24 protein-coding genes are annotated in these 22,055 nt (G+C 57.0%); 7 read left to right on the plus strand and 17 right to left on the minus strand.

Annotation, left to right across the window (positions count from 1 at the left end; translation table 11 throughout):
* Window positions 1–102: 102 nt before the first annotated feature.
* Together pncA and pncB are read left to right on the plus strand one after the other, a co-directional pair.
* Window positions 103–711, plus strand: a complete 609-nt coding sequence (gene pncA / locus ABJN86_RS08705; RefSeq protein WP_348366365.1) for a bifunctional nicotinamidase/pyrazinamidase — start codon at window positions 103–105, stop codon at window positions 709–711.
* A complete protein-coding gene (gene pncB, locus ABJN86_RS08710) occupies window positions 704–1,996 on the plus strand; it encodes a nicotinate phosphoribosyltransferase (RefSeq protein ID WP_348366366.1) in 1,293 nt (430 codons plus the stop codon). The genes pncA and pncB overlap by 8 nt, the downstream gene beginning before the upstream one ends.
* A gap of 12 nt (window positions 1,997–2,008) precedes the next feature.
* Here pncB and arfB read toward each other — a convergent pair whose 3' ends face one another.
* The 16 genes from arfB to ABJN86_RS08790 form a co-directional block, all read right to left on the minus strand.
* Complete coding sequence (gene arfB, locus ABJN86_RS08715) at window positions 2,009–2,431, minus strand: alternative ribosome rescue aminoacyl-tRNA hydrolase ArfB (protein WP_348366368.1); 423 nt, start codon at window positions 2,429–2,431, stop codon at window positions 2,009–2,011.
* 42 nt (window positions 2,432–2,473) lie between these two features.
* Window positions 2,474–4,645, minus strand: a complete 2,172-nt coding sequence (locus tag ABJN86_RS08720) for a DEAD/DEAH box helicase (protein WP_348366370.1) — start codon at window positions 4,643–4,645, stop codon at window positions 2,474–2,476.
* Between the two features lie 453 nt (window positions 4,646–5,098).
* Window positions 5,099–5,725 (minus strand): queuosine precursor transporter, encoded by a 627-nt coding sequence (locus ABJN86_RS08725; RefSeq protein WP_348366372.1) that lies wholly within the window; start codon window positions 5,723–5,725, stop codon window positions 5,099–5,101.
* Between the two features lie 137 nt (window positions 5,726–5,862).
* Window positions 5,863–6,309: a molybdenum cofactor biosynthesis protein MoaE gene (locus tag ABJN86_RS08730; RefSeq protein WP_348366373.1), complete on the minus strand. Its 447-nt coding sequence runs from the start codon at window positions 6,307–6,309 to the stop codon at window positions 5,863–5,865.
* Between the two features lie 5 nt (window positions 6,310–6,314).
* Window positions 6,315–6,563: a molybdopterin converting factor subunit 1 gene (gene moaD, locus ABJN86_RS08735; protein ID WP_348366375.1), complete on the minus strand. Its 249-nt coding sequence runs from the start codon at window positions 6,561–6,563 to the stop codon at window positions 6,315–6,317.
* Window positions 6,560–7,231 carry a CDP-diacylglycerol--glycerol-3-phosphate 3-phosphatidyltransferase gene (gene pgsA, locus ABJN86_RS08740; protein WP_348366377.1) on the minus strand — a complete coding sequence of 224 codons (672 nt, stop codon included), beginning with the start codon at window positions 7,229–7,231 and terminating at the stop codon, window positions 6,560–6,562. Before pgsA ends, moaD begins: the two co-directional genes overlap by 4 nt.
* Before the next feature lie 76 nt (window positions 7,232–7,307).
* Window positions 7,308–7,802 (minus strand): gluconokinase, encoded by a 495-nt coding sequence (locus ABJN86_RS08745; RefSeq protein WP_348366378.1) that lies wholly within the window; start codon window positions 7,800–7,802, stop codon window positions 7,308–7,310.
* Window positions 7,803–8,564, minus strand: a complete 762-nt coding sequence (locus ABJN86_RS08750; protein ID WP_348366380.1) for an SDR family oxidoreductase — start codon at window positions 8,562–8,564, stop codon at window positions 7,803–7,805.
* Between the two features lie 68 nt (window positions 8,565–8,632).
* Window positions 8,633–9,607 carry a P1 family peptidase gene (locus ABJN86_RS08755; RefSeq protein WP_348366382.1) on the minus strand — a complete coding sequence of 325 codons (975 nt, stop codon included), beginning with the start codon at window positions 9,605–9,607 and terminating at the stop codon, window positions 8,633–8,635.
* Window positions 9,607–10,353: an SDR family oxidoreductase gene (locus ABJN86_RS08760; RefSeq protein ID WP_348366384.1), complete on the minus strand. Its 747-nt coding sequence runs from the start codon at window positions 10,351–10,353 to the stop codon at window positions 9,607–9,609. The genes ABJN86_RS08755 and ABJN86_RS08760 overlap by 1 nt, the downstream gene beginning before the upstream one ends.
* Window positions 10,343–10,852: a GNAT family N-acetyltransferase gene (locus ABJN86_RS08765; RefSeq protein ID WP_348366386.1), complete on the minus strand. Its 510-nt coding sequence runs from the start codon at window positions 10,850–10,852 to the stop codon at window positions 10,343–10,345. The genes ABJN86_RS08760 and ABJN86_RS08765 overlap by 11 nt, the downstream gene beginning before the upstream one ends.
* Window positions 10,845–12,299, minus strand: coding sequence for an aldehyde dehydrogenase family protein (locus tag ABJN86_RS08770; RefSeq protein WP_348366388.1), 1,455 nt, complete (start codon window positions 12,297–12,299; stop codon window positions 10,845–10,847). The genes ABJN86_RS08765 and ABJN86_RS08770 overlap by 8 nt, the downstream gene beginning before the upstream one ends.
* Before the next feature lie 12 nt (window positions 12,300–12,311).
* On the minus strand, window positions 12,312–13,865 hold the full coding sequence (locus ABJN86_RS08775; protein ID WP_348366389.1) for a dipeptide ABC transporter ATP-binding protein: 1,554 nt from the start codon (window positions 13,863–13,865) through the stop codon (window positions 12,312–12,314).
* On the minus strand, window positions 13,862–14,671 hold the full coding sequence (locus ABJN86_RS08780) for an ABC transporter permease (protein WP_348366391.1): 810 nt from the start codon (window positions 14,669–14,671) through the stop codon (window positions 13,862–13,864). Before ABJN86_RS08780 ends, ABJN86_RS08775 begins: the two co-directional genes overlap by 4 nt.
* A gap of 10 nt (window positions 14,672–14,681) precedes the next feature.
* Window positions 14,682–15,626: an ABC transporter permease gene (locus ABJN86_RS08785; protein WP_348366393.1), complete on the minus strand. Its 945-nt coding sequence runs from the start codon at window positions 15,624–15,626 to the stop codon at window positions 14,682–14,684.
* Between the two features lie 21 nt (window positions 15,627–15,647).
* Complete coding sequence (locus ABJN86_RS08790) at window positions 15,648–17,120, minus strand: ABC transporter substrate-binding protein (RefSeq protein WP_348366395.1); 1,473 nt, start codon at window positions 17,118–17,120, stop codon at window positions 15,648–15,650.
* A 159-nt stretch (window positions 17,121–17,279) separates the two neighbouring features.
* On the opposite strand from ABJN86_RS08790, the gene panB reads away from it, so the two are divergent.
* From panB to ABJN86_RS08810, 4 genes are all read left to right on the plus strand, one after another.
* On the plus strand, window positions 17,280–18,113 hold the full coding sequence (gene panB, locus ABJN86_RS08795) for a 3-methyl-2-oxobutanoate hydroxymethyltransferase (RefSeq protein WP_348366396.1): 834 nt from the start codon (window positions 17,280–17,282) through the stop codon (window positions 18,111–18,113).
* Window positions 18,110–18,955 (plus strand): pantoate--beta-alanine ligase, encoded by an 846-nt coding sequence (gene panC / locus ABJN86_RS08800; RefSeq protein ID WP_348366398.1) that lies wholly within the window; start codon window positions 18,110–18,112, stop codon window positions 18,953–18,955. Before panB ends, panC begins: the two co-directional genes overlap by 4 nt.
* 102 nt (window positions 18,956–19,057) lie before the next feature.
* Window positions 19,058–19,351, plus strand: coding sequence for a Dabb family protein (locus tag ABJN86_RS08805; protein WP_348366400.1), 294 nt, complete (start codon window positions 19,058–19,060; stop codon window positions 19,349–19,351).
* Window positions 19,352–19,356: 5 nt separating this feature from the next.
* The gene (locus ABJN86_RS08810; protein WP_348366402.1) at window positions 19,357–20,475 is read left to right on the plus strand and encodes an aminodeoxychorismate synthase component I; all 1,119 of its coding nucleotides are present in this window, start codon (window positions 19,357–19,359) and stop codon (window positions 20,473–20,475) included.
* Here ABJN86_RS08810 and ABJN86_RS08815 read toward each other — a convergent pair.
* On the minus strand, window positions 20,472–21,752 hold the full coding sequence (locus ABJN86_RS08815) for an acetylornithine deacetylase/succinyl-diaminopimelate desuccinylase family protein (RefSeq protein ID WP_348366404.1): 1,281 nt from the start codon (window positions 21,750–21,752) through the stop codon (window positions 20,472–20,474). The genes ABJN86_RS08810 and ABJN86_RS08815 overlap by 4 nt on opposite strands.
* Window positions 21,753–21,764: 12 nt before the next feature.
* Here ABJN86_RS08815 and ABJN86_RS08820 point away from each other — a divergent pair, with 12 nt between their 5' ends.
* Window positions 21,765–22,034, plus strand: coding sequence for a hypothetical protein (locus tag ABJN86_RS08820; RefSeq protein ID WP_348366405.1), 270 nt, complete (start codon window positions 21,765–21,767; stop codon window positions 22,032–22,034).
* Window positions 22,035–22,055: the final 21 nt, after the last annotated feature.

Genomic DNA, 22,055 nt, shown 5'->3' on the forward strand with positions numbered 1-22,055 from the left:
GTTAGGCTTTACGCCTGCTCAATAGTGGGTTCAAGTGCAGCCTGTTGACGCAAGGCGGGCATAGGCCTAGCAAGTTCAGGCAAATTCCCGGGAGGATAGGAAATGCGTGGAGCCGATGAGGCCTTGATCGTGATCGACGTGCAGAATGATTTTTGCCCGGATGGTGCGCTTGCCGTTGCGGGCGGCGGTGAAGTTGTAGGACCGATTAACGATCTGATGGAGCAGTTTCATACGGTAGTTCTGAGCCAAGACTGGCATCCCAAAGGACATTCCTCTTTCGCCACATCTCACGAAGGTATGGACCCGTTCTCCTTAACGCAGATGCCTTACGGCCCGCAGGTGCTGTGGCCTGATCATTGCTTGCAGGGGAGCCAAGGGGCGGAATTCCATGCCGACTTGAACGCGGATGTTGCTCAAATGATTGTACGCAAGGGGTGCAACCCTGCGATCGACAGCTACTCGGCATTCTTTGAAAATGATCACGTGACGCCGACGGGGCTTGAGGGCTACTTGCGCAATCGTGGCATTAAGAAAGTGACGCTTGTAGGTTTGGCCTTGGACTTCTGCGTCAATTTCTCGGCTGTCGACGGCGCGAAGCTGGGCTTCGAGGTGACGGTTGAGCAGAGCTTATGCCGTGCGATTGATATGGATGGGTCGCTGAATGCCGCGATTTCTGGAATGAAAGATGCAGGAGTGCAGCTCAATGGTTGATATCGCGTCGCGGGTTTATAACCACAAGTGGAAGATCGACCCGATTGTGCGGTCTCTGATCGACACCGATTTTTACAAATTGCTGATGTGCCAATCGGTGTTTCGCAACAAGCGTGACACCAATGTAACGTTTTCTCTGATTAACCGCAGCAAAGACATCCGACTGGCGGACTTGGTGGATGAGGGCGAGTTGCGCGAGCAGTTGGACCACATCCGCTCGCTGTCTTTATCGCGTGGTGAAAGCACATTTCTGCGTGGCAATACCTTTTACGGCAAACGCCAAATGTTTCGCCCTGATTTTATGGAGTGGTTCGAGAATGTCTCGCTGCCGCCCTACCATTTGGAAAAACGCGACGGTCAATATGAACTGACGTTTGAGGGCAGTTGGCCCGAGGTGATGTTGTGGGAGATTCCCGCGTTGTCAGTATTGATGGAGCTGCGATCCCGCGCGGTACTGAAAGGCATGGGACGGTTCGAACTACAGGTGCTTTACGCCCGCGCAATGACCCGCCTTTGGGAAAAGGTTGAGCAACTGCAAGGCGTTGATGATCTTCGTTTGGCAGACTTTGGCACGCGCCGCCGTCACAGTTTCATGTGGCAGGACTGGTGCGTACAAGCGATGCAAGAGGGGCTTGGTGGCAAGTTTGTCGGCACTTCGAATTGCTTGATTGCGATGCGCCGTGAGGTCGAGGCGATCGGGACAAATGCGCATGAATTGCCGATGGTTTATTCGGCGCTTGCAGATGGCGACGATGCCTTGCGTCAGGCCCCATACGATGTTCTGGCCGACTGGCATGAAGAGCATGAGGGCAACCTGCGGATCATTCTGCCAGACACATATGGCACCGACGGCTTCCTTTCGGGCGCGCCGGATTGGTTGGCGGGCTGGACGGGTATTCGCATCGACAGCGGCGATCCGGGCGAGGGTGCTGAGCGCGCAATTGCATGGTGGAAGTCCCGTGGCGAAGATCCAACGAAGAAGTTGGTGATTTTCTCGGATGGTTTGGACGTCGACAAGATCGTGGAGCTGCAACAGCGGTTCCGTGGACGTGTTCGGGTCTCCTTCGGCTGGGGCACTTTGCTGACGAATGACTTCAGGGGGCTTGTGCCTGATAACGGCCTCGCGCCGTTCTCGCTGGTGTGTAAGGCAGTGTCGGCAAACGGTCGCCCGACGGTCAAGTTGTCGGACAACCCACGCAAAGCCATGGGCCCTGCGTCCGAGATTGAACGTTACAAGCGCGTGTTTGGAGTTGGCGATCAGGAAGACATGGATGTGGTTGTTTAGGGCCGCCAGACCCTAATCATCATCCTTAACTCTACCGCGCAAGTTCTTCACTTCACCGCGCTGTTTTTTCGCGGTGATGCGTCGACGTTGCGACCCTAGTGTGGGGCGGGTCTTGATCCGACGTTTGGGAGTCTCCAGCGCCTTGAGAATAATCTCGCGCAGGCGTTCTTCGGCCAGCTCGCGATTACGGGCCTGAGAGCGGGTCTCTTGCACAAAGATAATCAACGCCCCCTCATTAGTCCAACGACGCCCTGCAAGGCGCTTGAGACGGGTCTTTACGGGGGCGGTTAGGTTAGGGGATCGCTCCGCCTCGAACCGCAGCTCCACTGCGGTAGAGACCTTGTTGACGTTCTGCCCACCCGGCCCTTGGGCGCGGGTGAAGCTCTCGGCCAGTTCCCAGTCTTCAATGGTAATATTGTCGTTCACGCGGATCATAGGGTGTTGATACCCTATGATCCTTGCCGTGAATACGTCGGATTAAGGTTTGCCCTTACCGCGACGTGGTGTTGCACCTGCACCTTTGCTGACGCGAGGCTTGCCTTTGCCACCCGGAGGGGTGAAGCGCTTGGAGGTGTCATTGGCGCTTGCTGATGGGCGTTTGCCCGCAGGCTTGCCGCTGTCCGCCTTGTTGAATGGCTTTTTACCACCAGGCTTCTTGTCATATGGCTTCTTATCGCCGTCGTTCTTGCGGAATGGCTTGTCGCCATCGGCCTTCTTGAACGGCTTCTTGCCACCAGGTTTCTTGTCGTAGTCGGGCTTATCGCCGCGCTTTTCATATGGCTTTTTGTCGTATGGTTTCTTGTCGCCCTTTTTCTCATAGGGCTTCTTCTCATACGGTTTTTTGTCGCCTTGGGATTTGTGCCCAGTTACGGCACCGGCTGGACGTGCGTCTGCGATGCTTTTGCCCGATTTAGGCTGCTCGGTAGCGGCAGGGCGTGGTGGGGTGTCGTAGTCGCCGCGATGTGGCTTCTTATCGTATGGCTTCTTGTCATACGGCTTATTATCGCGTGGTTTTTTGTCGTAAGGCTTCTTGTCGAAGTTCTTCTTGCCGCCTTTCGGGCGTGGCATGGAATCGAAGTCCGGCGCCTTATCAAGACGGGTCACGATGGCGCCGTCTTCCAGTTTCATGTCGTCGCCAAGGGCTTTCAGGAAGCCTTCTTCGCTGGTCTTCAGGATTTCCACAAAGCTGGCGTTTTGCTGGATGCGGATCGCGCCAATGTCGTCCTTGGTCAGATCACCTGCGCGGCACATGGCTGGCAGTAACCAGCGTGGCTCTGCGTTGTCGTTGCGCCCGATGGAGATGGAGAACCACACGCTTGCCCCAAAGGCAGGGCGTGCTTTGGGTGCGTCGGAGTTGGCCGGTGCCAAATCTTCGGGGGCGGATTGGCGCTCACGGAACATACGCGTGTAGGCTGTTGCGACTTGCTCTGGTGAGAAACGCTCAACCAGCTTGGCAACCAAACCAGCTTCACTATCGGAAGGCGTGTCGGTCCATACTGCGTCATTGAATAAGCGTTCTTCGTCGCGGGCGTTTACGTCGTCGGCGGACGGGGCTTCGCCCCAGTCGGCCTTCACCTTCGCACCTTGCAACAGACGCTCTGCCTTGCGGCGCATCTTGGCGGGCACGATCAGCGCGCTGACACCTTTGCGACCAGCACGGCCCGTACGGCCAGAGCGGTGAAGCAATGTTTCGTGGTTGTTTGGCAGCTCCGCGTGGATCACCAGCTCTAGGTTCGGCAGGTCGATACCGCGGGCGGCCACATCGGTGGCCACGCAGACGCGGGCGCGGCCGTCACGCAAGGATTGCAGGGCGTGGGTGCGCTCGTTCTGGCTCAACTCACCCGATAAAGCCACAACCGAGAACCCACGGTTCGAGAAGCGGGTCGTCAAGCGGTTCACCATGGCGCGAGTGTTACAGAACACGATCGCGGTTGGGGCCTCGTAGTAGCGCAGGACGTTGATCAGGCTGTTCTCGGCATCGCGCGGGGCAACGGCCATCGCACGGTATTCAATGTCGGAGTGCTGGCTGTTTTCGGCCTTCGTGGTGACGCGGATCGCGTCCTTCTGGTAGCTCTTCGCCAGACGTGCGATGGACGCGGGAACTGTCGCCGAGAACATCAAAGTGCGGCGTGTCTCGGGGGCCTCGGAGAGGATGAATTCCAAGTCTTCGCGGAAACCGAGATCCAGCATCTCATCAGCTTCATCAAGCACAACTGCACGGGCTTCGCTTAGGTCGATAGAGCCGCGTTGGATGTGGTCACGAAGACGACCCGGTGTGGCCACTACGATATGTGTTCCACGGTCCAGCGCGCGGCGTTCGTCACGCATGTCCATGCCGCCCACGCAGGACGCAACAACCGCGCCAGCTTTGGCGTAGAGCCACATCAACTCGCGTTTCACTTGCAAGGCCAATTCGCGGGTTGGGGCGATGACCAAAGCCAAAGGTGCTGCTGCGCGGTCGAAGCGGAGCTCTTCGCCAAGCAATGTTGGGGCGATGGCAAGGCCGAAGGCCACTGTTTTACCCGAGCCGGTTTGCGCGGAGACCAGAAGGTCAGCGCCTTGGTACTCGTCGCCGGTTACGGCTTTTTGTACGGGAGTCAGGTCGGTGTAGCCGCGCTCGGTCAGCGCGTCTTGAATAGATTGGATCACGGGTCACTCTTTTCTGTGCAGGGCGGAAAGGGAACGGCAGCCACCCCTATTTGGCCGCCAAAAGCGGTCCGAGCCCTGAAAGCGCACCGCAAGTGGGGGGCAATACGCTGCTTGCGCAGCATTGTATAGGGGGGAGGGCGTAATCGGCGCTGGGAACCCGCTATGCGTGACACTGGGGAGTTGCGCTGGGGCTGTGAGAGAAAAGAGATTGGTTGATTTACAAAAGCAAAGGGCGCCCACAGCACGGGACGCCCTTTCCGAGTCTGATGGAGGTGGGTCAGGTCGATCTATGACCGGATACCTCGGTGTGAGTTAGGGGGCTGCCCCTAGACACGCACCTCCGTACCTTGCCTGACACGTTGCTCCAATATCACTCTAGACATGGACACCTCCTTTCTACTGGTTGCTGTTAGTAAGGATGGTGCCACATCTTGTGGATAACTCAAGTTTTTTCTACGCCATCTTGTGCGAAAACTTTGAAACGAGGATGCGAAACGGAACCAAGGCGATTAAGGCAATGGAGAGTTTCACACCCCAGTCGGCCACGGCAAGCGAGACCCAAAGCGGCAATACTGCGCCTTGACCGAGCAGCGGAACGCCTTCCCAAGCCCATGAAATCGCTTCGTCATTTCCTGCACCAAAGAATGTAACCGAGGCGGAGAAAGCGATGGTGAAGAACAAGGCGGTATCGACGATGGAGCCAACAATGGTTGATGCCAGTGGTGCCTTCCACCACTGACCCTCGCGCAAGCGGTCGAAGATCGAAACGTCCAAAAGTTGGGCAGTCAAGAAAGCGATGGCAGATGCCACGGCGATGCGTAGTGGCACGGCGGGGCCGAATTCCAGCATGATTTGCGACCCGATGAGGGAGCAGGCGATGCCGACAAGGAAGCCCACAAAGACCACCCGCCGCGCGGCAGATGCGCCGTAGATGCGGTTCATCACATCAGTGACGAGGAATGCGATTGGATAGGTGAAAGCGCCCCATGTGAGCCAATCCCCGAGCAGGAACTGTACAAGAACGTTGGAGGCCACAACTGTGAGGGCCATGGCAAAGATGCCAGGTAGAAGACGTGTCATAATATTATTCCGTTTTGACAAGGTAGCGGAGACTTGGTGTTCAGTTGGCGCGTTTAGGGGAAGTGACGGTCAGTAGCAAGGAATAACGTGGTCTATGATGGCTGGGGAAGGCGCGCAGGATTATGCTGTCGCAGCGTTCACTGAGACCAGCGGTCCAGCGCGTCTTCGTCACTGTCTTTCGCGGCGACCCAGTCAGCCCCATCGACGGTGACTTCTTTCTTCCAAAACGGTGCGCGTGATTTCAAATAATCCATCAAGAAATCGGCGGCAGCGAATGCATCTGCGCGGTGACGGGAGGCCGTGACGACCATCATGATGTTGTCGCCTGCTTCCATCACACCGTGACGATGGATGACCAAAAGATCTGCAAGGCTCCAGCGGCTTTGCGCCTCTTCGCAAATTTGGGTCAGGGCGCGTTCGGTCATGCCAGGGTAATGCTCAATCTGCATACGGCTCAATCCGCCAGAGACATCTCGCGTCACGCCCGTGAAGCTGACCACAGCGCCAATATCAGTGTCGCCCTTGCCAAAGGCATTTAGCTCCGCGCCAGGATCGAAAGGGGCTTCTTGGACAACAACCCGCATTGCAATCAGCCGCCCGTCATTGGCGGAAAGAACGCTACTTCGCGCACGCCATCAAGGCTCGCGTCAAAGTCGGACAGGTCTTGGTCCAACGCCACACGAAGCGCCGATAGATCCGAGAATGCCAGCGCGTAACGTTCTTCGCGTGCGCGCAACTCATCTACTAATCCCATAACGGTAGTGGCGCTGGTTTCGACCTTTTCTTTAGGCAAGCCGATGCGTTCCCGCACCCATGCGAAGTACAACACATTGATCATTGTTTTTGCTCGTCACGTAAGAAAGGCATTGCTTTACGAAGGTAGTCCCCCCCGGTGATCAGCGTTAAAACGGCGGCCGCCCAAAGCAGGACTACGCCGACTTTGAACGTCGCGTTCGCGGCTGCGGCGAACCAATTCAGGCCCAAAGGGTCATCAATTTCCCCTGACATAATCGCGTCCAACAATGCGTCATCCATCCCAGACGTGCGGTCCAAAAATTCATGCTGGAACAAGCCGGTTGCAAATAAAACCGCGATGGCGGTCATTTGTGCGGTGGTTTTCCATTTCGCGAGCTTGGTTACCTTCAGAAGCCCTGCGGTGTCGCCAAGAAACTCGCGCAGCCCTGATACGAAGACTTCGCGAAACATAATCAACGTGGAGGGCAATAGAACCCAAGGGTTCATGCCTGAAAAGCCCGTGATCACAAGTAGCGCGATCACGACCATCGCCTTATCAGCAATCGGGTCTAGCATCGCACCGAACTTGCTTTCTTGCTTCCACGCGCGGGCCAAGTAGCCATCCAGCCAATCCGTGAGCGCTGCAGTCACAAACAACACAAGCGCGAACCAATCCGCCCAAGGCCGTTGAAAGTATAAAAACATGACTGCCACGCCCGGGGCTGCCAGCAAACGCAAGAGCGTCAGGATATTAGGAATATTCCAATTCATGGGCCTTGTTTAACTGAGGCCCGCCCATGTGGAAACCCGCGACTTTGTGTCGTGGCATTAGGCGCCCCAACGAAGGTCAGTATTCGTCGATCAAATGGGCAGCCATCTCGGCCACCACCGCGTCTAAATTCTGCGCGATATTTACGCTGAATCCAGCTTCATCGGCCTCAAGAGTTTCCAGCGTGGCAAATTGGCTATCGAGCAGGCTAACTGGCATGAAATGGCCTTTTCTTGCTGACATCCGCGCCTCGATCACCTCGCGTGACCCCGCTAGGTGTATACATTTGGTCTGGGGGCATACGGCGCGAACTCGGTCACGGTAAGACCGCTTGAGTGCTGAGCAGCCGATGATTAACGGCGCATTTGACTGCGCCAATGCCCTGCCGACGCTATCCAACCACGGGGCGCGGTCTTCGTCGTTCAGCGCAGTGCCCGCCGCCATCTTGTCGATGTTGCTTTGCGGGTGCAGGTCATCCCCGTCGTGGTAGCTTGCCCCGATCTTTTTCGCGATAGCGGCACCCACCGAGGATTTTCCGGAGCCCGCGACCCCCATTATAATTGCCTTGAGCATTTACAAAGACGCCGTGATGCCGCCGTCGACATATAGAGTATGGCCATTGACGAAGCTGGAGGCGGGCGAAGACAAGAAGATCGCTGCTCCCACAAGTTCTTCGACATTGCCCCAACGCCCCGCCGGAGTACGTTTTTCAAGCCAAGCCGAGAATTCACCGTCAGCAACCAAGGCCGCATTCAGCGGGGTATCGAAATAGCCGGGCGCTATGGAGTTGCATTGCAAACCATGTTTTGCCCAGTCGGTGGCCATGCCTTTCGTGAGATTTCCCACCGCGCCCTTGGTGGCGGTGTAGGGGGCAATGCCGGGGCGGGCCAACGCCGTTTGGACCGACGCGATGTTGATGATTTTACCCGCGCCACGCCCGATCATATGGCGGGCGACGGCTTGACCTACGTGGAAAACAGAGGCGACATTGGTCTGCAGCATTTTCTCAAACGCGTCGGCTGGAAAGTTCTCCAACTCGGTTCGGTGCTGCATGCCAGCGTTGTTGATCAATATGTCGATAGCGCCAGTGGAGGCCTCGAACTCGTCCACGGCTTTTCGAACAGCTTCGTGGTTTGATGCATCAAATGGCAGCATATGAGGCGTGTTTAGAGCCTTTGCAGCCGCCGCAAGCTTGACCGTATCACGACCATTCAAGACAATTTCAGCCCCTGCTTCCTGCAAGCCTTGAGCCAAGGCGTAGCCGATGCCCTGAGACGATCCTGTGATAAGTGCTCGCTTGCCTGTGAGGTCAAAAAGAGCGGTGCCCTTGGTCATGGTATCATCCTACAAAAAGAAAAATGGTCGGCACATGTTTGCACCATAAACAGTCATCAGAACAGTGCCTAAGTTGGTTTTGAAAAACATGGCAGTACGTCGTTCTCAGAAGGTGTTGCGAGATAGATCGCACGTGCAATCGCGCGGGCCAGACACGTCGCGGCGGCATGGCCGATCGCCATTGGATCGCCTTGCTTATCACCGTTAGACACTGCGAAGACCAAGTCACCATCCATTGGGGTGTGGGATGGCACAATGGCCCGTGCCATGCCGTCATGGGCCGCAACCGCCATGCGCTTACATTGCGGCTTGGTCAGTTTGGCGTCTGTTGCCACTATTGCGATGGTCGTATTGCCGGCCTCGCGTGCATCAGTCTTCAACGGCAACCGCGTCGCACCATAGGAGGCTGGGTCGCCCCCCAAGCCGCCAAACTCTGCATCGATTTCGGATTGTGCCGCCCAGAACTTTCCGTCGGGGGTCACAACGCTGCCGATGGGGTTCGCGACGACCAGGGCGGCAATTGTTACACCGTCCTCTAAAACCAGCGAGGCAGATCCTAATCCGCCCTTATAAGTCGCCGATGTAGCCCCAGTCCCTGCGCCAATACTACCTAGCTCGAAGTCGGTTGAGGCACTCGCCAAGGCGGCGCCCCCCATATCAGTATAAGGATTATCGACCCAATCCTTACGCCCTCCGTTTAGCAAATCGAAGATGATCGCTGACGGGACAATCGGCACTCGCATGTTGCCAACGAGAAAACCGCGCCCTTGATTTCGCAATCCGGTGGTGACACCAGATGCCGCGTCCAGCCCGAACGCTGATCCGCCTGACAAGACTAATGCGTCGACCCCTTCCACAGACTTATCTGGGTCTAGCAATGCAATTTCTCGCGTCCCAGGTGCGCCGCCCATAATGTGCGCTGAGGCCACGAAAGGGGCGTCTGCGGTCAACACCGTGACACCAGACTTCAAACTATCATCTTGCGCATGTCCGACCTTCAGGCCCGCGACATCCGTGATCAAGTTGCGTGCACCAGCCCGCATCAGATGCACCGCCCGCCGTCGACTTCCATGCACACGCCTGTGACCATCGCGGCTTCGTCCGAACATAGATAGAGGGCGGCGTTGGCCATATCCTCAGGGGTGGAGAACCTGCCTAGTGGGATAGTGGCGATGAACTTGGCACGAACCTCGGGCGTGTCTTCCCCCATGAAACTTTTGAGCAATGGTGTCTCGCCCGCCACCGGATTGATCGCATTGACGCGAACGCCGTCGGGGGCAAGTTCCACTGCCATGGTTTTGGTCGCTGTGTTCATCCAGCCCTTAGAAGCGTTGTACCAATTCAGGCGTGGCCGTGGGCTAACTCCTGCAGTGGAGGCCACGTTCAATATCGCCCCGCTGCCCTGCATTTTCAAAAGAGGAACCACGTGCTTGGCGGTCAGGTAGACCGACTTGCAGTTGACCGCAAACACCCTGTCGAAGTCGTCTTCCGTGACGTCCTCCAATGCGGTTGGCAGATGCGTGGTTCCTGCATTGTTGATCAAGATGTCGACACGCGCGAATGACTCTAATGTGGCTTGAACCATAGATTTCACGCTACTTTCTTGCGCGACATCGGTTTTGACAGCACGTGCTGAACTACCCAGCTGAGACGCCAGATCATTGGCCATATCCACGTTTAGATCAGCGATCAAAACATTGGCTCCCTCAGACACAAACTTCATGGCGATCCCCGCGCCAAAACCCGAAGCCCCTCCAGTGATGATCGCTGTTTTTCCTTCAAGCCGCATCGGGGCCCTCCTTCAAATCTAGTTTCAAGACATGGCGTAAGTGATCGTCACTCTGCACTGATTTCTCGTGGGTAAAGCCGAGGCTTTCCCAAAATTTCCGACCGCGTGTGTTGGCGTCAAGCACCGCAATGCGGATGCATGGCGCACCGTCATCACAGGCTTCATCGATGACATGTTGGGCAACCTTGCGTCCAAGGCCGCCACCCCGCTCTTTCGGGTCTAACATGAGCAAACCCATGTACCATTCGCCGTGCTCATAGAAATGGCGAATGGATGTGGCTATCCCTGCAAGAGACCCGTCTTCGCGCTCGATACCGCGCAGGAAAATGTCATCGGGACCGCACACTGGAGGGGCCTCATTGAGCGTGCGCGTCACATAAGCATCGTCGGGAGGATGGCCTTCTTCCAGCATCACATAGTCACTGGCCCGTTCACATAAATCCCGCACCCGCACGAAATCATCCTGCGCGTTCAGGGGTATGATTTTGAGGTTATCCATGCAGCGCTGCGACGGTCTTTAACGTTGAGAATCCATACAGGGCCTCGAACCCTTTTTCGCGGCCATGACCAGATAGGCCCGTGCCGCCAAAAGGCAGCTCCACCCCGCCGCCCGCGCCGTAGTTGTTCAAAAACACCTGCCCAGAGCGCAGCGCTTTTGCCAGACGCATCTGCCGCGCGCCGTCACGGGACCAAACGGAGGCGACAAGACCAAACTGAGTTCCATTCGCGATGGCGAGGGCTTCCGCCTCATCGTCAAACGGGATCACCACTTGGACGGGGCCGAAGATTTCCTCTTGAGCCAACACGTGGCCGGGGCTGACACCCGCGAATAATGTTGGCGCCACGTAATGGCCGCCCACCGGAGCATCGCCTACGATTTGGCCCTGAGCCGCCAATTCCAAAGATGTGCCTTGGGCGAGGAAACCCTCAACGATTTCCTTCTGACGGGATGAGATAAGGGGGCCGACATCCAGATCGGACGTGGCAGGCCCGACCTGCAATTCGCCATAGCGCGCGGCCATACGGTCCAGCACTTCGTCGAACACCCCGCGTTGCACCAAGATGCGCGATGATGCTGAGCAGGTTTGTCCGGCGTTTTGCACCCCAGCATTCACGAGGAACGGCAGGGCGGCATCGATGTCCGCGTCGTTGAACACAAGTTGCGGGGATTTGCCCCCGAGTTCCAGCGTCACAGGGACGATGTTTTCGGCGGCTTGGCGCTGGATTAATTTGCCGACCCCAACTGACCCAGTGAAGGAGACATGGTGCACCCCCGCGTGGCCGGACAGCGCGGCACCCGCTTCCGCGCCCAATCCCGTGACCACGTTTAACACACCATCCGGTAGTCCGGCTTGGCGTGTGAGATCGGCGAACGCGAGGGCCGTTAAACAAGCCTCCTCGGCTGGCTTTAGGACGGCGGCGTTACCCATCGCCAAGGCCGCCCCGACGGAGCGACCGATGATTTGCATAGGGTAATTCCAAGGGATGATATGCCCAGTTACGCCATGCGGTTCGCGCAGGGTGTAGACTGTGTAGCCGTCCAGATAAGGGATCGTGTGACCGTGCAACTTGTCTGCAGCACCGCCATAGAATTCCATGTAGCGTGCCAATGCCAACGCGTCGGCTTTCGCTTGCTTTAAGGGCTTGCCTACGTCCATGGCTTCAAGCCGCGCCAACGTGTCGGAGTGGTCCAAAACCAGCTGTCCGATTCTAGCTAAGATTCGCCCGCGCTCTGGGGCGGTCATGCGCGCCCAAGGGCCGTCCAAAGCCTCTTGCGCGGCTGTGACCGCGCGGTCCACATCGGCATCTTGCCCACGTGCGATCTGGCAAATCACTTCGCCATTTGATGGGTTTTCCAAATTCAGCGTCAGCCCGCCCGCAGGATCGACCCAAGCACCACCGATGAAGCACAATGAAGGATCGAACCAGATGTCTTGACTGCTCATGAGAGTGCCTTTCTATGCGATTGGAAGCTGAGGGGCGGCATCGATTAGGGCTTGAGTGTAGGGATGAGACGGGGCGTTAAACAAGTCTTCGGTTTTGCCTTCCTCAACGATCTTCCCTGCCTTCATCACCAAGCACCTATCCGTGATGGCGCGGACCACCGATAGATCATGGGAGATGAACAGGTAGGTTAGGCCAAAGTCGTTCGACAGTTTTGCGAGCAGGTCGAGGATTTGCGCACGGATAGAGACGTCTAATGCTGAGACCGCCTCGTCCAACACGATGAGTTCTGGCTTGATGATCAATGCGCGCGCAATGGCGATACGTTGGCGTTGACCGCCTGAGAACTCGTGGATGTATTTGTGCTTGTCTGAGGGTGTCAGGCCAACCGAGGTCAAGGCCTCGTCGACCTCGGCCTCCGTAGCTTTGCGCCCCAACACATGAAAAGGTTCCGCCACTAGGCGCCTGACTTTGTGTCGTGGGTTAAAGCTGGCGTAAGGGTCTTGGAAAACCACCTGCATCTTGCGAAGAACATTTGGACCAACGGGTTCACCATCGAGAAAAACACTACCGTCTTGCAAGGTCTCCAAACCCAATATGGCGCGTGTTAGGGTCGATTTTCCACATCCGCTTTCTCCAACGAGACCTAAGCTCTCCCCTTTGTTGATCTGAAAACTAACTGCGTCAACGGCGCGAAACTTGGCCGGGGTACCGAACAAGGATTTGCGGGGTAGCGCGTAGTCGCGGGTTGCACCGCGTACATCCAGCAGCGGCACTTCCTTGGGCGTGACGCGTCGATCCGGCTGGTGGTTGGACGCGGCGAACAATGCCTTAGTGTAGGGGTGGGTCATGGTGCGGTGCAGATCTGCGTTGCCGGCCTCGACAACTTGCCCGTCCTTCATGATCGCGATGCGGTGGGCCATGTTGCTGACCACAGCCAAGTCGTGAGAGATGAGCATCAAGCCCATCCCATCCTCGCGCACGAGCCGTGTCAGAAGGGTTAATATCTCCGCCTGAGTTGTGACATCCAATGCCGTGGTCGGCTCGTCCGCGATGAGCAGTTTGGGTTGTAGCGCGATGGCCATAGCGATCACCACGCGTTGGCGTTGCCCGCCGGATAATTCATGTGGGTAACGGCTCAGTGGAAAACGATCCTGAGGCAATTCGCATCGTGTTAGAGCCTGTTCTGCACGTTTTCGCGCGTTTGATTTTGTTGTATTGGGTTCGTGGATCAAGATGGTCTCGGCAACTTGCGCGCCTATGGTTTGCACCGGATTTAGGGCCGTCATAGGCTCTTGAAACACCATACCAACATCGCGCCCACGCATTGCGCAAAGGCTCTGTTCTGTCAGAGTGAGCACATCTTGCCCCATCAGTGTTATCCTCCCAGTGCACGCAGCGCCGTCGGGCAAAAGCTGGAGAACGGACAAAGCCGTGAGCGATTTGCCAGAGCCACTTTCCCCGATGACGCCAAGAATTTCGCCGGCCCCAATGGACAAAGACACCCCGCGCAAGATCGGCGTGCCGCGAATGGATAGGGATAGTTTGTCGATTGACAAAAGCGTCATCGCTGAACCCTCAATTTAGGGTCTAATAGATCGCGAATGCCGTCTCCGGCCAAGTTTAAACCCAAGACCGTGAACAGGATTGCGAAACCTGGGAATAGAGCCACATGGGGCGCCAAGGCGATCAGTGTTTGCGCGTCGGCCAACATGCGCCCCCATGATGGCGTTGGGGGCTGCGCACCTAGGCCTACGTAGGACAACGCGGCCTCGGCCAGAATGCCTAGACTGAACTGAATAGTGCCTTGGACGATCAACAAGTTCGCTACATTGGGCAAGATGTGTTCAACCGAGATACGCGTCGCGCCCTTACCCGCCACCCGCGCTGCAAGAATATAATCGTGGGTCCATAGGGACATGGCGGCGCCGCGTGTCAGACGAGCAAAAACCGGTATGTTAAATATGCCGATGGCGATGATGGCGTTGACCGCGGAAGGGCCGAATATCGCGGTAATTAGAATTGCGATTAGAAGCGAGGGGAATGCGAAGATAAGATCGTTTCCGCGCATAATCACCTCGTCCAGAAATGACCCCTTTCGAGCAGCGGCGGCAAGGCCAAGCGGCACACCCAGCCCCATACCGATGCCTACTGCGACCACGGCGACAGCGATTGAGGTGCGCGCACCAACCATGATCATCGAGAAGATGTCGCGCCCGAAGTGATCCGTGCCGAACCAATGCGAGAAGGTTGGGGGCTTTAGCTTGTTTGCAATCTCAAGCACGGTGACATCGTAGGGCGTCCAGAGGAAAGATACCAAGGCGGCGAGCACAAAGATTGCGGTGAGAGTTAGGCCTACGATCAAGTTCCTCATACACGGCCTCTCATACACGGGCCCTTAGACGAGGGTCGACCCAAGCATAGGCCAGATCAACGGCGAAGTTTACGATGATGACAGCGAAGACCAGCAAGAAAACGACGCTTTCAACCATGATTAAATCCCGCTGCGATATGGCTTGAAATACCAAGCGACCAAGACCCGGCAGGTAGAAGACGTTTTCGATAATAATTGCGCCAGCCAGAAGGAATGAGAACTGCAACCCGATGATTGTGAGCACGGGTATCATGGCGTTGCGTAAAGCGTGCCGCCAAAGCGCCTGCCGCCTTGTTAGACCCTTTGCTCGACAGGTTCGGATGTAGTCCTCGGACAATGTATCGAGCAGGGCTGAGCGCATGACGCGCGCAAGGATAGATGCCTGCGGAAGTGCCAATGCGATGGATGGTAAGGTCAATGCCTTGAGCGCGGCGAACGGGTTATCCCATCCCGGAAATCCCCCTGCAGAGAACCACCGCAGATTGATCGCGAAGAGCAAAACCATCAGCATGGCAAACCAGAAGTTAGGCACCGCGATGCCAAGCTGCGTGGCCCCCATCACCGACATGTCCGTCCATGATCCGCGCTTGGTGGCTGCGAGTATCCCGATTGGGAAAGCGATAAACACGGTCAAACCCAATGCGATCAATGCGAGCGGGAGCGAGAGCCAAAGGCGTTCCGCGATGATCTCTGCGACGGGTGTGCGATAGGTGTAGGAGGTGCCAAAATCCCCCGACAACATGCCCGTGACCCATGACAGGTATCGCACTGAAAGTGAGGCGTTGAGGCCCAGTTCTTCGCGTAAGGCTGCAACCGTATCGGGCTGCGCGTTGATACCCAGCATGAATGATGCAGGGTCACCTGGGATCACTTCGATGCAGGCGAAAATGACAAGGCTCGCCACGATCAAGGAGATCATGAGCGAGCCTATTCTTTTGAGGGCATAGCGTATCATGTGGTCCGCTATGCTCCGCGTCTATTCGGACCAGCTAACGCCGGTCAGATCAATCGCCTGTGTCGGTGCATCGGGCCAGAGCCCCTGCAACTTGGCGTTCACCACCGACGTTAAGGCCAGTTGGAACAGATAGCCATTCACGTAATCCGCCGAAATAATCATCTGCGCGGATTGTAACATGTCGGTGCGCTTGGTCGCATCAACCTCGACATCAAGATCAGCAACCAGCTTTTGCAACTTGGGGTTGTCGTATTGGAAGTAGTAGTCAGGCCGCGCGTAGATGCCGATATCCATCGGCTCCGTGTGGCTTACGATTGTCAGGCCAAAATCCTTGCCACGGAAGGCCTGTTCCAGCCATTGTGCCCATTCCAGATTGCTGATTTCAGTCTCAATGCCAACCGCACGCAGCTGCGCCGCGATGATCTCGCCGCCGCGCCGCGCATAAGATGGCGGAGGCAGCTTTAGGGTCGTTTTGAAGCCGTTCGCCAAACCTGCCTCGGCGAGCAATGCCTTCGCCTTCTCGGGGTTGAATTCGGAGTTCCCTGTCAGGTCTACATAGGCGGGGTTATGTGGTGCAAAGTGCGACCCAATAGGGGTGCCATAGCCGAACATGGCCCCGTCAATGACCGATTGGCGGTCGATCGCGTGGCTGACCGCTTGGCGTACCAAAATGTTGTCGAACGGCGCTTGCTTGTTGTTCATGGCGAGGATTGTTTCGCCCTCGGTGTTGCCAGCTAACACGGTGAAGCGAGGGTCCGCTTCAAACTGCGCGAGATTTTCAGGCGCGGGGTAGCTGTAGAAGGCGTCAACGTCCTCGGCCATCATCGCGGCGAAGGCTGCCGTGGGCTCGGAAATAAACTTGAACGTTGCTTCCTCCAGCTTGGGGGCATCCCCCCAATAGCCTTGGTTGCGCACGAGTGTGATGCTGTCGCCCTGCTTCCAATCGTTGAACATGAACGCGCCGGTGCCAACTGGTTTGACCTTGATGTCATCGATACTTTCAGGGGCCACGATCACGGCGTCGCCCCAAGCCATGTTGAACAGGAAGTTCCCTTGAGGAGCGGTCAGCGTCACCTTGACGGTTAGGTTATCCTCGGCCTCCACCGTTTCGATGTTGTCGAACAGAGCCTTTTGGGCGTTCACAGAATCTTCGGCGCGGGCGCGATCCAAGGAGAAAACCACATCGCTTGCTTCTAGATCAGTGCCGTCGTGGAACTTCACATCGGAGTGCAGGGTGAAGGTATAGGTTTTCCCGTCCTCGGAGATGCTCCAATCTTTGGCCAAGCCATTGACGACAGATCCATCCGCCGCAAAGCGCATCAATCCTTCGAACACGTTGGAGTACAGCACTTGGTCAATCGCGCCTGCCGCAGCCGACGTCGGATCCAAATGCGGTGGCTCTAGCTGTAGGCCGATCGTGACGTCAGTTTTTGCGAAAGCAGTTCCGGTTAGAAGCGCGGTTGCAGCCACGGTTCCTAAAATCCAGCGGGTCATTGAGTATCCTCCGTCTGTCTGGGGCGGTTGCCGCACCGTCACCGCCAAGTCTGAAACGGAATCGTGATGTAATCAAGTGCAAGCGTCCGGACGCACTGGTATCACAGCCGCCAAATTGATAGGCCCTGCACAACTTTGCTACGAGAAGGTACCATTCCTATGAGCGCCACCGCCCGTAAAACCGCCCCCATGCCGCAAGATATTCTTGCCCGCAAAGGTGGGGTACCCTTGGTCAGCCTGACCGCCTACACCACCCCGATGGCTGAAATGATGGACGGCATCTGCGATTTCGTCCTTGTCGGGGATTCCGTGGGCATGGTGCTGCATGGTTTGCCATCCACCGTGGGTGTCACGATGGACATGATGATCATGCATGGCAAGGCGGTGCGACGTGGGCTGTCCGCGTCCATGCTGGTGATGGACATGCCATTTGGCTCCTACGAGGAAAGCACCGAGCAGGCATTTCGCAATGCAGCTATTTTGATGGCTGAGACCAACGCCGGTGCCGTAAAGCTGGAAGGTGGCGTTGGCATGGCGGACACGATTAATTTCCTTGTGTCACGCGGCATTCCCGTGATGGCGCATATCGGCCTGACGCCGCAATCCATCAACACGCTTGGCGGCTACAAGGTGCAGGGGCGCGGCGAGGAAGCTGCTGCTCTGATCGCTGATGCAAAAGCTGTCGCTGAGGCAGGCGCCTTTGCTGTCGTGTTGGAAAAAGTACCAGCCGTGTTGGCTGACCAAATCACTCAAGAGGTGGCGATCCCGACGATTGGCATCGGGGCGTCAGTCAATTGTGACGGGCAAATCTTGGTGGTCGACGACATGCTCGGGTTGTTCACCGCGTTCAAGGCCAAGTTCGTTAAGCGCTTCGCTCATTTGGGCGAGGATGCCCGTGGCGCGATTGAAGCCTACGCGCAAGAAGTCCAAGCGCGCAGTTTTCCCGCGTCAGAGCATACATTCGCGGCAGACGCACCGAAGGCGTCGAAATGAGCGCGGCTATTGTTCGCTCGCTAGCCGAGTTGCGCCAGCTGGTGACCGGTTGGAAACAACGGGGCGAAACCGTGGGGGTCGTGCCAACCATGGGCGCGCTTCATCAAGGCCACCTGAGCCTTGTTCGCGCCGCCAAGGAAGGTTGCGACCGTGTCATTGTCACGATCTTCATCAATCCCAAACAGTTCAACAACCCAGAGGACTACGAAAACTATCCGCGCACCGAAGAGGATGACGCCCAAAAGCTGGAGCCGTTTGACGTGGATGTGGTTTATGTGCCTGATGGGCCGGCAATGTATCCCGAGGGCTTTGCCACCAATGTATCTGTGGGTGGGTTGACGGATGTACTATGTGGTGCACATCGCCCCGGCCATTTTGACGGCGTGGCGACGGTTGTCAGTAAGCTGTTTTTACAAACGCAGGCTGACCGCGCCTACTTCGGTGAGAAGGACTTTCAGCAATTGCAGGTGGTGACCCGCTTGGCCGGTGATCTGGATATCCCGGTTGAGGTCGTCGGATGCCCCACCATTCGCGAGGAAGACGGGCTTGCCATGTCGTCGCGGAACCTGTTGCTATCAGATCGCGCTCGCGTCTGGGCACCTGAGCTGAACGCGGCGATGCAAGACATGGCCGACGGGTTGCTTGCGGGCGGTGACATCACCGAACTGCGCGCCAAGGCCACCGCCCGCATTGAACGGGCAGGTTTTACGGAAGTCGAATATATGGATTTACGCGCCCGTGACACGCTGGAGGAGCTGGATACGCCAACCCGTCCAGCGCGACTATTGGCCGCCGCGTGGCTGGCTGGTGTCCGCCTCATCGACAATATAGCTGTGGAATAGCCGAAAGCTGCTTTCAAATGGCGCTTTTGTGCCCTTCCCTAGGGGCTCAGTTTTGCTAAACCTCCCCGCAAGACCGCGCCCTAGACTACAAGAGGACTTACCTTGGCAAACCGATCTTTCATCCGACACGTTGTATTCTTCAGCGCAAAGGACAAAGCCGATGTGACCCGCATTCGTGAGGGCCTGAGCTTGTTACGTGATATCCCGCATTCCTCGACTTTCGAGGTGTCGGAAAACAAAAACGTCGACGCGCTATCGGGCGAGGTTGATGTGGTGGTCTACGCAGAGTTCGAAAGCGACGAAGACCTGCGGGCCTACAAGGCGCACCAGTTGTATCAAGACTCCATCGCCGTTGTTCGCCCTTTGCGCGAATTGCGGATTGCTGCGGACTTTTAAAGACCATGTCTGCGCCTAGGGTGCGCTTTGACCGTGGGCCACTTGGCACCGGCACCGCATTCAAGAACGCGCGTCGCGTTATCACGGCCACGTCGCCTGACGAGGTGCCTCAAGCCTTTGTCGACTTACAGGACGCGCAAGGTCAGGGGCATTGGCTGGCGGGATTTGCGTCCTATGAGCTAGGTTATTTGATGTCGCGCAAATTGGTCGGCCTGCTGCCAGAGGTGCGTCAACTTCCATTGCTGCAATTCGGTGTATTTGATGATCCCGTTGCGGTCGAACCCTTAAAGGGGGGGCGGGCGGAATTGACGTCGCCCCTGCCGATGTGGAGCCGCGATCGGTACGCCCGTGCCTTTGAGGTCGTGCATGAATACATCAAGGCAGGCGACGTCTATCAAGCCAACCTGACCTTCCCTATGCAAGCCCAGTTAACAGGGACGCCCGAGGCATTGTATGCAGCGCTATGCGCCCGCCAAAGCGTGCCTTATGGTGCATTGGTCCAGTTGGGTGGCCCTGCGCTATTGTCGCGGTCGCCGGAATTGTTCTTCTCACTGTCGGCTAAAGGAAAGCTAACTGCCCGCCCCATGAAGGGAACTGCCCCGCGCGGGCACACGTCTGCCGAGGATGACGCCTTGCGCGATGCGTTGGCAACATCCGAGAAGAACCGCGCCGAGAACCTGATGATCGTCGACTTGTTGCGCAATGACCTAAGCCGCATCTCGCAAATCGGCAGCGTGCGCGTGCCGGAGTTGTTCCAAGTGGAGCGCTACGCGACCTTGCACCAAATGACGTCCCGCATCACAGCGCAAATCAACGATGGCACCAGCATTGCGGAGTTGTTTCGCGCGCTGTTTCCATGTGGCTCCATCACCGGTGCGCCGAAGATCCGCGCGATGGAGATTTTGCGCGATTTGGAAGCAGGCCCTCGTGACGGCTATTGCGGTGCTATCGGTTGGATCGCACCCGATGGAGCGATGGAGTTCAACGTGGCCATCCGCACGCTTATGTGTGGCGAAGACGGCAGCGTAAGCATGAATGTAGGGGGCGGCGTGGTCTATGACAGCACCGCTGAAGATGAGTATGACGAGGCCCTGCTGAAAGCCAAGTTCGCGGATCTCAATTAGTCGCGCGGGTCTAACAGGTCGACCAGTACATTCGCCATAACCTTGGCGCTGTCGAGCATGTCATCAACCCCCACATATTCGTCGGGCTTATGGGCGAGTTCCAGCAAACCCGGCCCGTATGCGATGCAGTTTTCCAACTTGCCAATCCGGTCAATGTGCTTTTGGTCATAGGTGCCAGGAGAGACGACATACTCTGCCTCCTTGCCCAAGACCTCGCCAATCGCCTTGGCCACCGAAGTCACAACGGGGGCATCCTTGCTGGCCATCGTGGGTTCCACCGACCAAATCTCATTCAAGTCGTAGCTGAAATTTTCTCGCTCCGATTGGACCTTGTCGAGGACCGCACGGACCTCGCCTTCGACCTCTTCTTTGCTTTCTTCCATCAGGTAGCGGCGGTCGATGATCATCTTCGCGTGGTCTGGCACACAAGCGGACGGAAGGCCGGTGAAGTCCGGCTCCGGTTCCGCTTGCCCACCGTGGAGCGAGTTGATGTTCATCGTCGAGGACCGCGCGCCAATCGGCACCACTGGCATTTCGGTCTTCTTATCGGCCAACGCTGGGAACAGGCTTTGCTCCATCTCATGCATCACCGCGCCCATGTGGCGCACGGCGCAGTCACCGAGGAAGGGCATAGACCCGTGGGCAATCTCGCCATGAGTTTCGATCTCCGCCCACCAAACGCCACGATGCCCCAAACAGATGCGGTCTTTTTGTAAAGGCTCGGGGATGATCACATGTTGGACATGGGCGTAGTGCCCTTTCTCGGCCAAATAGGCCACGCCGCCGTAGCCGCCGGTTTCCTCGTCCGCCGTGCCGCTGATCTCAATGCTGCCAGCAAAATCGGCATGCTGCTCAATAAACGCCTCAACCGCGATGATCGACGCGGCCAACCCGCCCTTCATGTCGCAGGTGCCGCGCCCGTAGATTTTGCCGTCTTTTAACTCACCGCCAAACGGATCGGTGCTCCAACCAGCCCCGACCTCGACCACGTCGGTGTGGCTGTTGAAATGAACGCAGTCGCCTTGCCTCTTTCCGTCATACCGCGCGACGATGTTCCAACGTGGATATTTTTCGCTATCGCCAGGGGTGTCGTGGGCGCGGATCAGCTCACAGGTGAAGCCGCGTGCCTCCAAACGCTGAAGCAAATATTCGCAAATCTCGCGGTAGTTCTCGCCCGGTGGGTTAAGTGTCGGGATGCGAACCAAGTCTTGCGTCAGCGCGATCAGGTCGTCGCGCTTGCTGTCTATGCGGGCACCTAAGGCTATTTGATCACTCATGCCCTCTACGCTATGACGAACGCATCACAACGCCAAGAGGCCATTATGCCCGCAAAGAACGTCATCATCTCGCTGATCATCGTCTTCATCGGTCTTGGTTTGATCGTCACGGGCGCTTTTGGGCTCGTCGTCTTGCCTGCAATCTTAGCCGCGTTCTACTTCTATTGGCGCAGCCCCAACTTCAGTTGGAGACCGATCATAGTCATCGTCGTTGTAATTCTGCTGCTCGCTATCGGGGCCTATGCTTACCTTCTTGCCTACGCTCAAGGCTGGGAGCACTAGCTCTCGTTCACAACCGGAACG

The organism is Litoreibacter sp. (genome assembly GCF_039974535.1).
Classification (GTDB): domain Bacteria; phylum Pseudomonadota; class Alphaproteobacteria; order Rhodobacterales; family Rhodobacteraceae; genus Litoreibacter.

Bases quoted from the DNA above. Each gene is read 5' to 3' on its own strand.
- pncA (WP_348366365.1), top strand. From the start codon at position 103: ATGCGTGGAGCCGATGAGGCCTTGATCGTGATCGACGTGCAGAATGAT.
- pncB (WP_348366366.1), top strand. From the start codon at position 704: ATGGTTGATATCGCGTCGCGGGTTTATAACCACAAGTGGAAGATCGAC.
- arfB (WP_348366368.1), bottom strand. From the start codon at position 2,431: ATGATCCGCGTGAACGACAATATTACCATTGAAGACTGGGAACTGGCC.
- ABJN86_RS08725 (WP_348366372.1), bottom strand. From the start codon at position 5,725: ATGACACGTCTTCTACCTGGCATCTTTGCCATGGCCCTCACAGTTGTG.
- ABJN86_RS08730 (WP_348366373.1), bottom strand. From the start codon at position 6,309: ATGCGGGTTGTTGTCCAAGAAGCCCCTTTCGATCCTGGCGCGGAGCTA.
- moaD (WP_348366375.1), bottom strand. From the start codon at position 6,563: ATGATCAATGTGTTGTACTTCGCATGGGTGCGGGAACGCATCGGCTTG.
- pgsA (WP_348366377.1), bottom strand. From the start codon at position 7,231: ATGAATTGGAATATTCCTAATATCCTGACGCTCTTGCGTTTGCTGGCA.
- ABJN86_RS08745 (WP_348366378.1), bottom strand. From the start codon at position 7,802: ATGCTCAAGGCAATTATAATGGGGGTCGCGGGCTCCGGAAAATCCTCG.
- ABJN86_RS08750 (WP_348366380.1), bottom strand. From the start codon at position 8,564: ATGACCAAGGGCACCGCTCTTTTTGACCTCACAGGCAAGCGAGCACTT.
- ABJN86_RS08755 (WP_348366382.1), bottom strand. From the start codon at position 9,607: ATGCGGGCTGGTGCACGCAACTTGATCACGGATGTCGCGGGCCTGAAG.
- ABJN86_RS08760 (WP_348366384.1), bottom strand. From the start codon at position 10,353: ATGCGGCTTGAAGGAAAAACAGCGATCATCACTGGAGGGGCTTCGGGT.
- ABJN86_RS08765 (WP_348366386.1), bottom strand. From the start codon at position 10,852: ATGGATAACCTCAAAATCATACCCCTGAACGCGCAGGATGATTTCGTG.
- ABJN86_RS08770 (WP_348366388.1), bottom strand. From the start codon at position 12,299: ATGAGCAGTCAAGACATCTGGTTCGATCCTTCATTGTGCTTCATCGGT.
- ABJN86_RS08775 (WP_348366389.1), bottom strand. From the start codon at position 13,865: ATGACGCTTTTGTCAATCGACAAACTATCCCTATCCATTCGCGGCACG.
- ABJN86_RS08780 (WP_348366391.1), bottom strand. From the start codon at position 14,671: ATGAGGAACTTGATCGTAGGCCTAACTCTCACCGCAATCTTTGTGCTC.
- ABJN86_RS08785 (WP_348366393.1), bottom strand. From the start codon at position 15,626: ATGATACGCTATGCCCTCAAAAGAATAGGCTCGCTCATGATCTCCTTG.
- ABJN86_RS08790 (WP_348366395.1), bottom strand. From the start codon at position 17,120: ATGACCCGCTGGATTTTAGGAACCGTGGCTGCAACCGCGCTTCTAACC.
- panB (WP_348366396.1), top strand. From the start codon at position 17,280: ATGAGCGCCACCGCCCGTAAAACCGCCCCCATGCCGCAAGATATTCTT.
- panC (WP_348366398.1), top strand. From the start codon at position 18,110: ATGAGCGCGGCTATTGTTCGCTCGCTAGCCGAGTTGCGCCAGCTGGTG.
- ABJN86_RS08810 (WP_348366402.1), top strand. From the start codon at position 19,357: ATGTCTGCGCCTAGGGTGCGCTTTGACCGTGGGCCACTTGGCACCGGC.
- ABJN86_RS08815 (WP_348366404.1), bottom strand. From the start codon at position 21,752: ATGAGTGATCAAATAGCCTTAGGTGCCCGCATAGACAGCAAGCGCGAC.
- ABJN86_RS08820 (WP_348366405.1), top strand. From the start codon at position 21,765: ATGACGAACGCATCACAACGCCAAGAGGCCATTATGCCCGCAAAGAAC.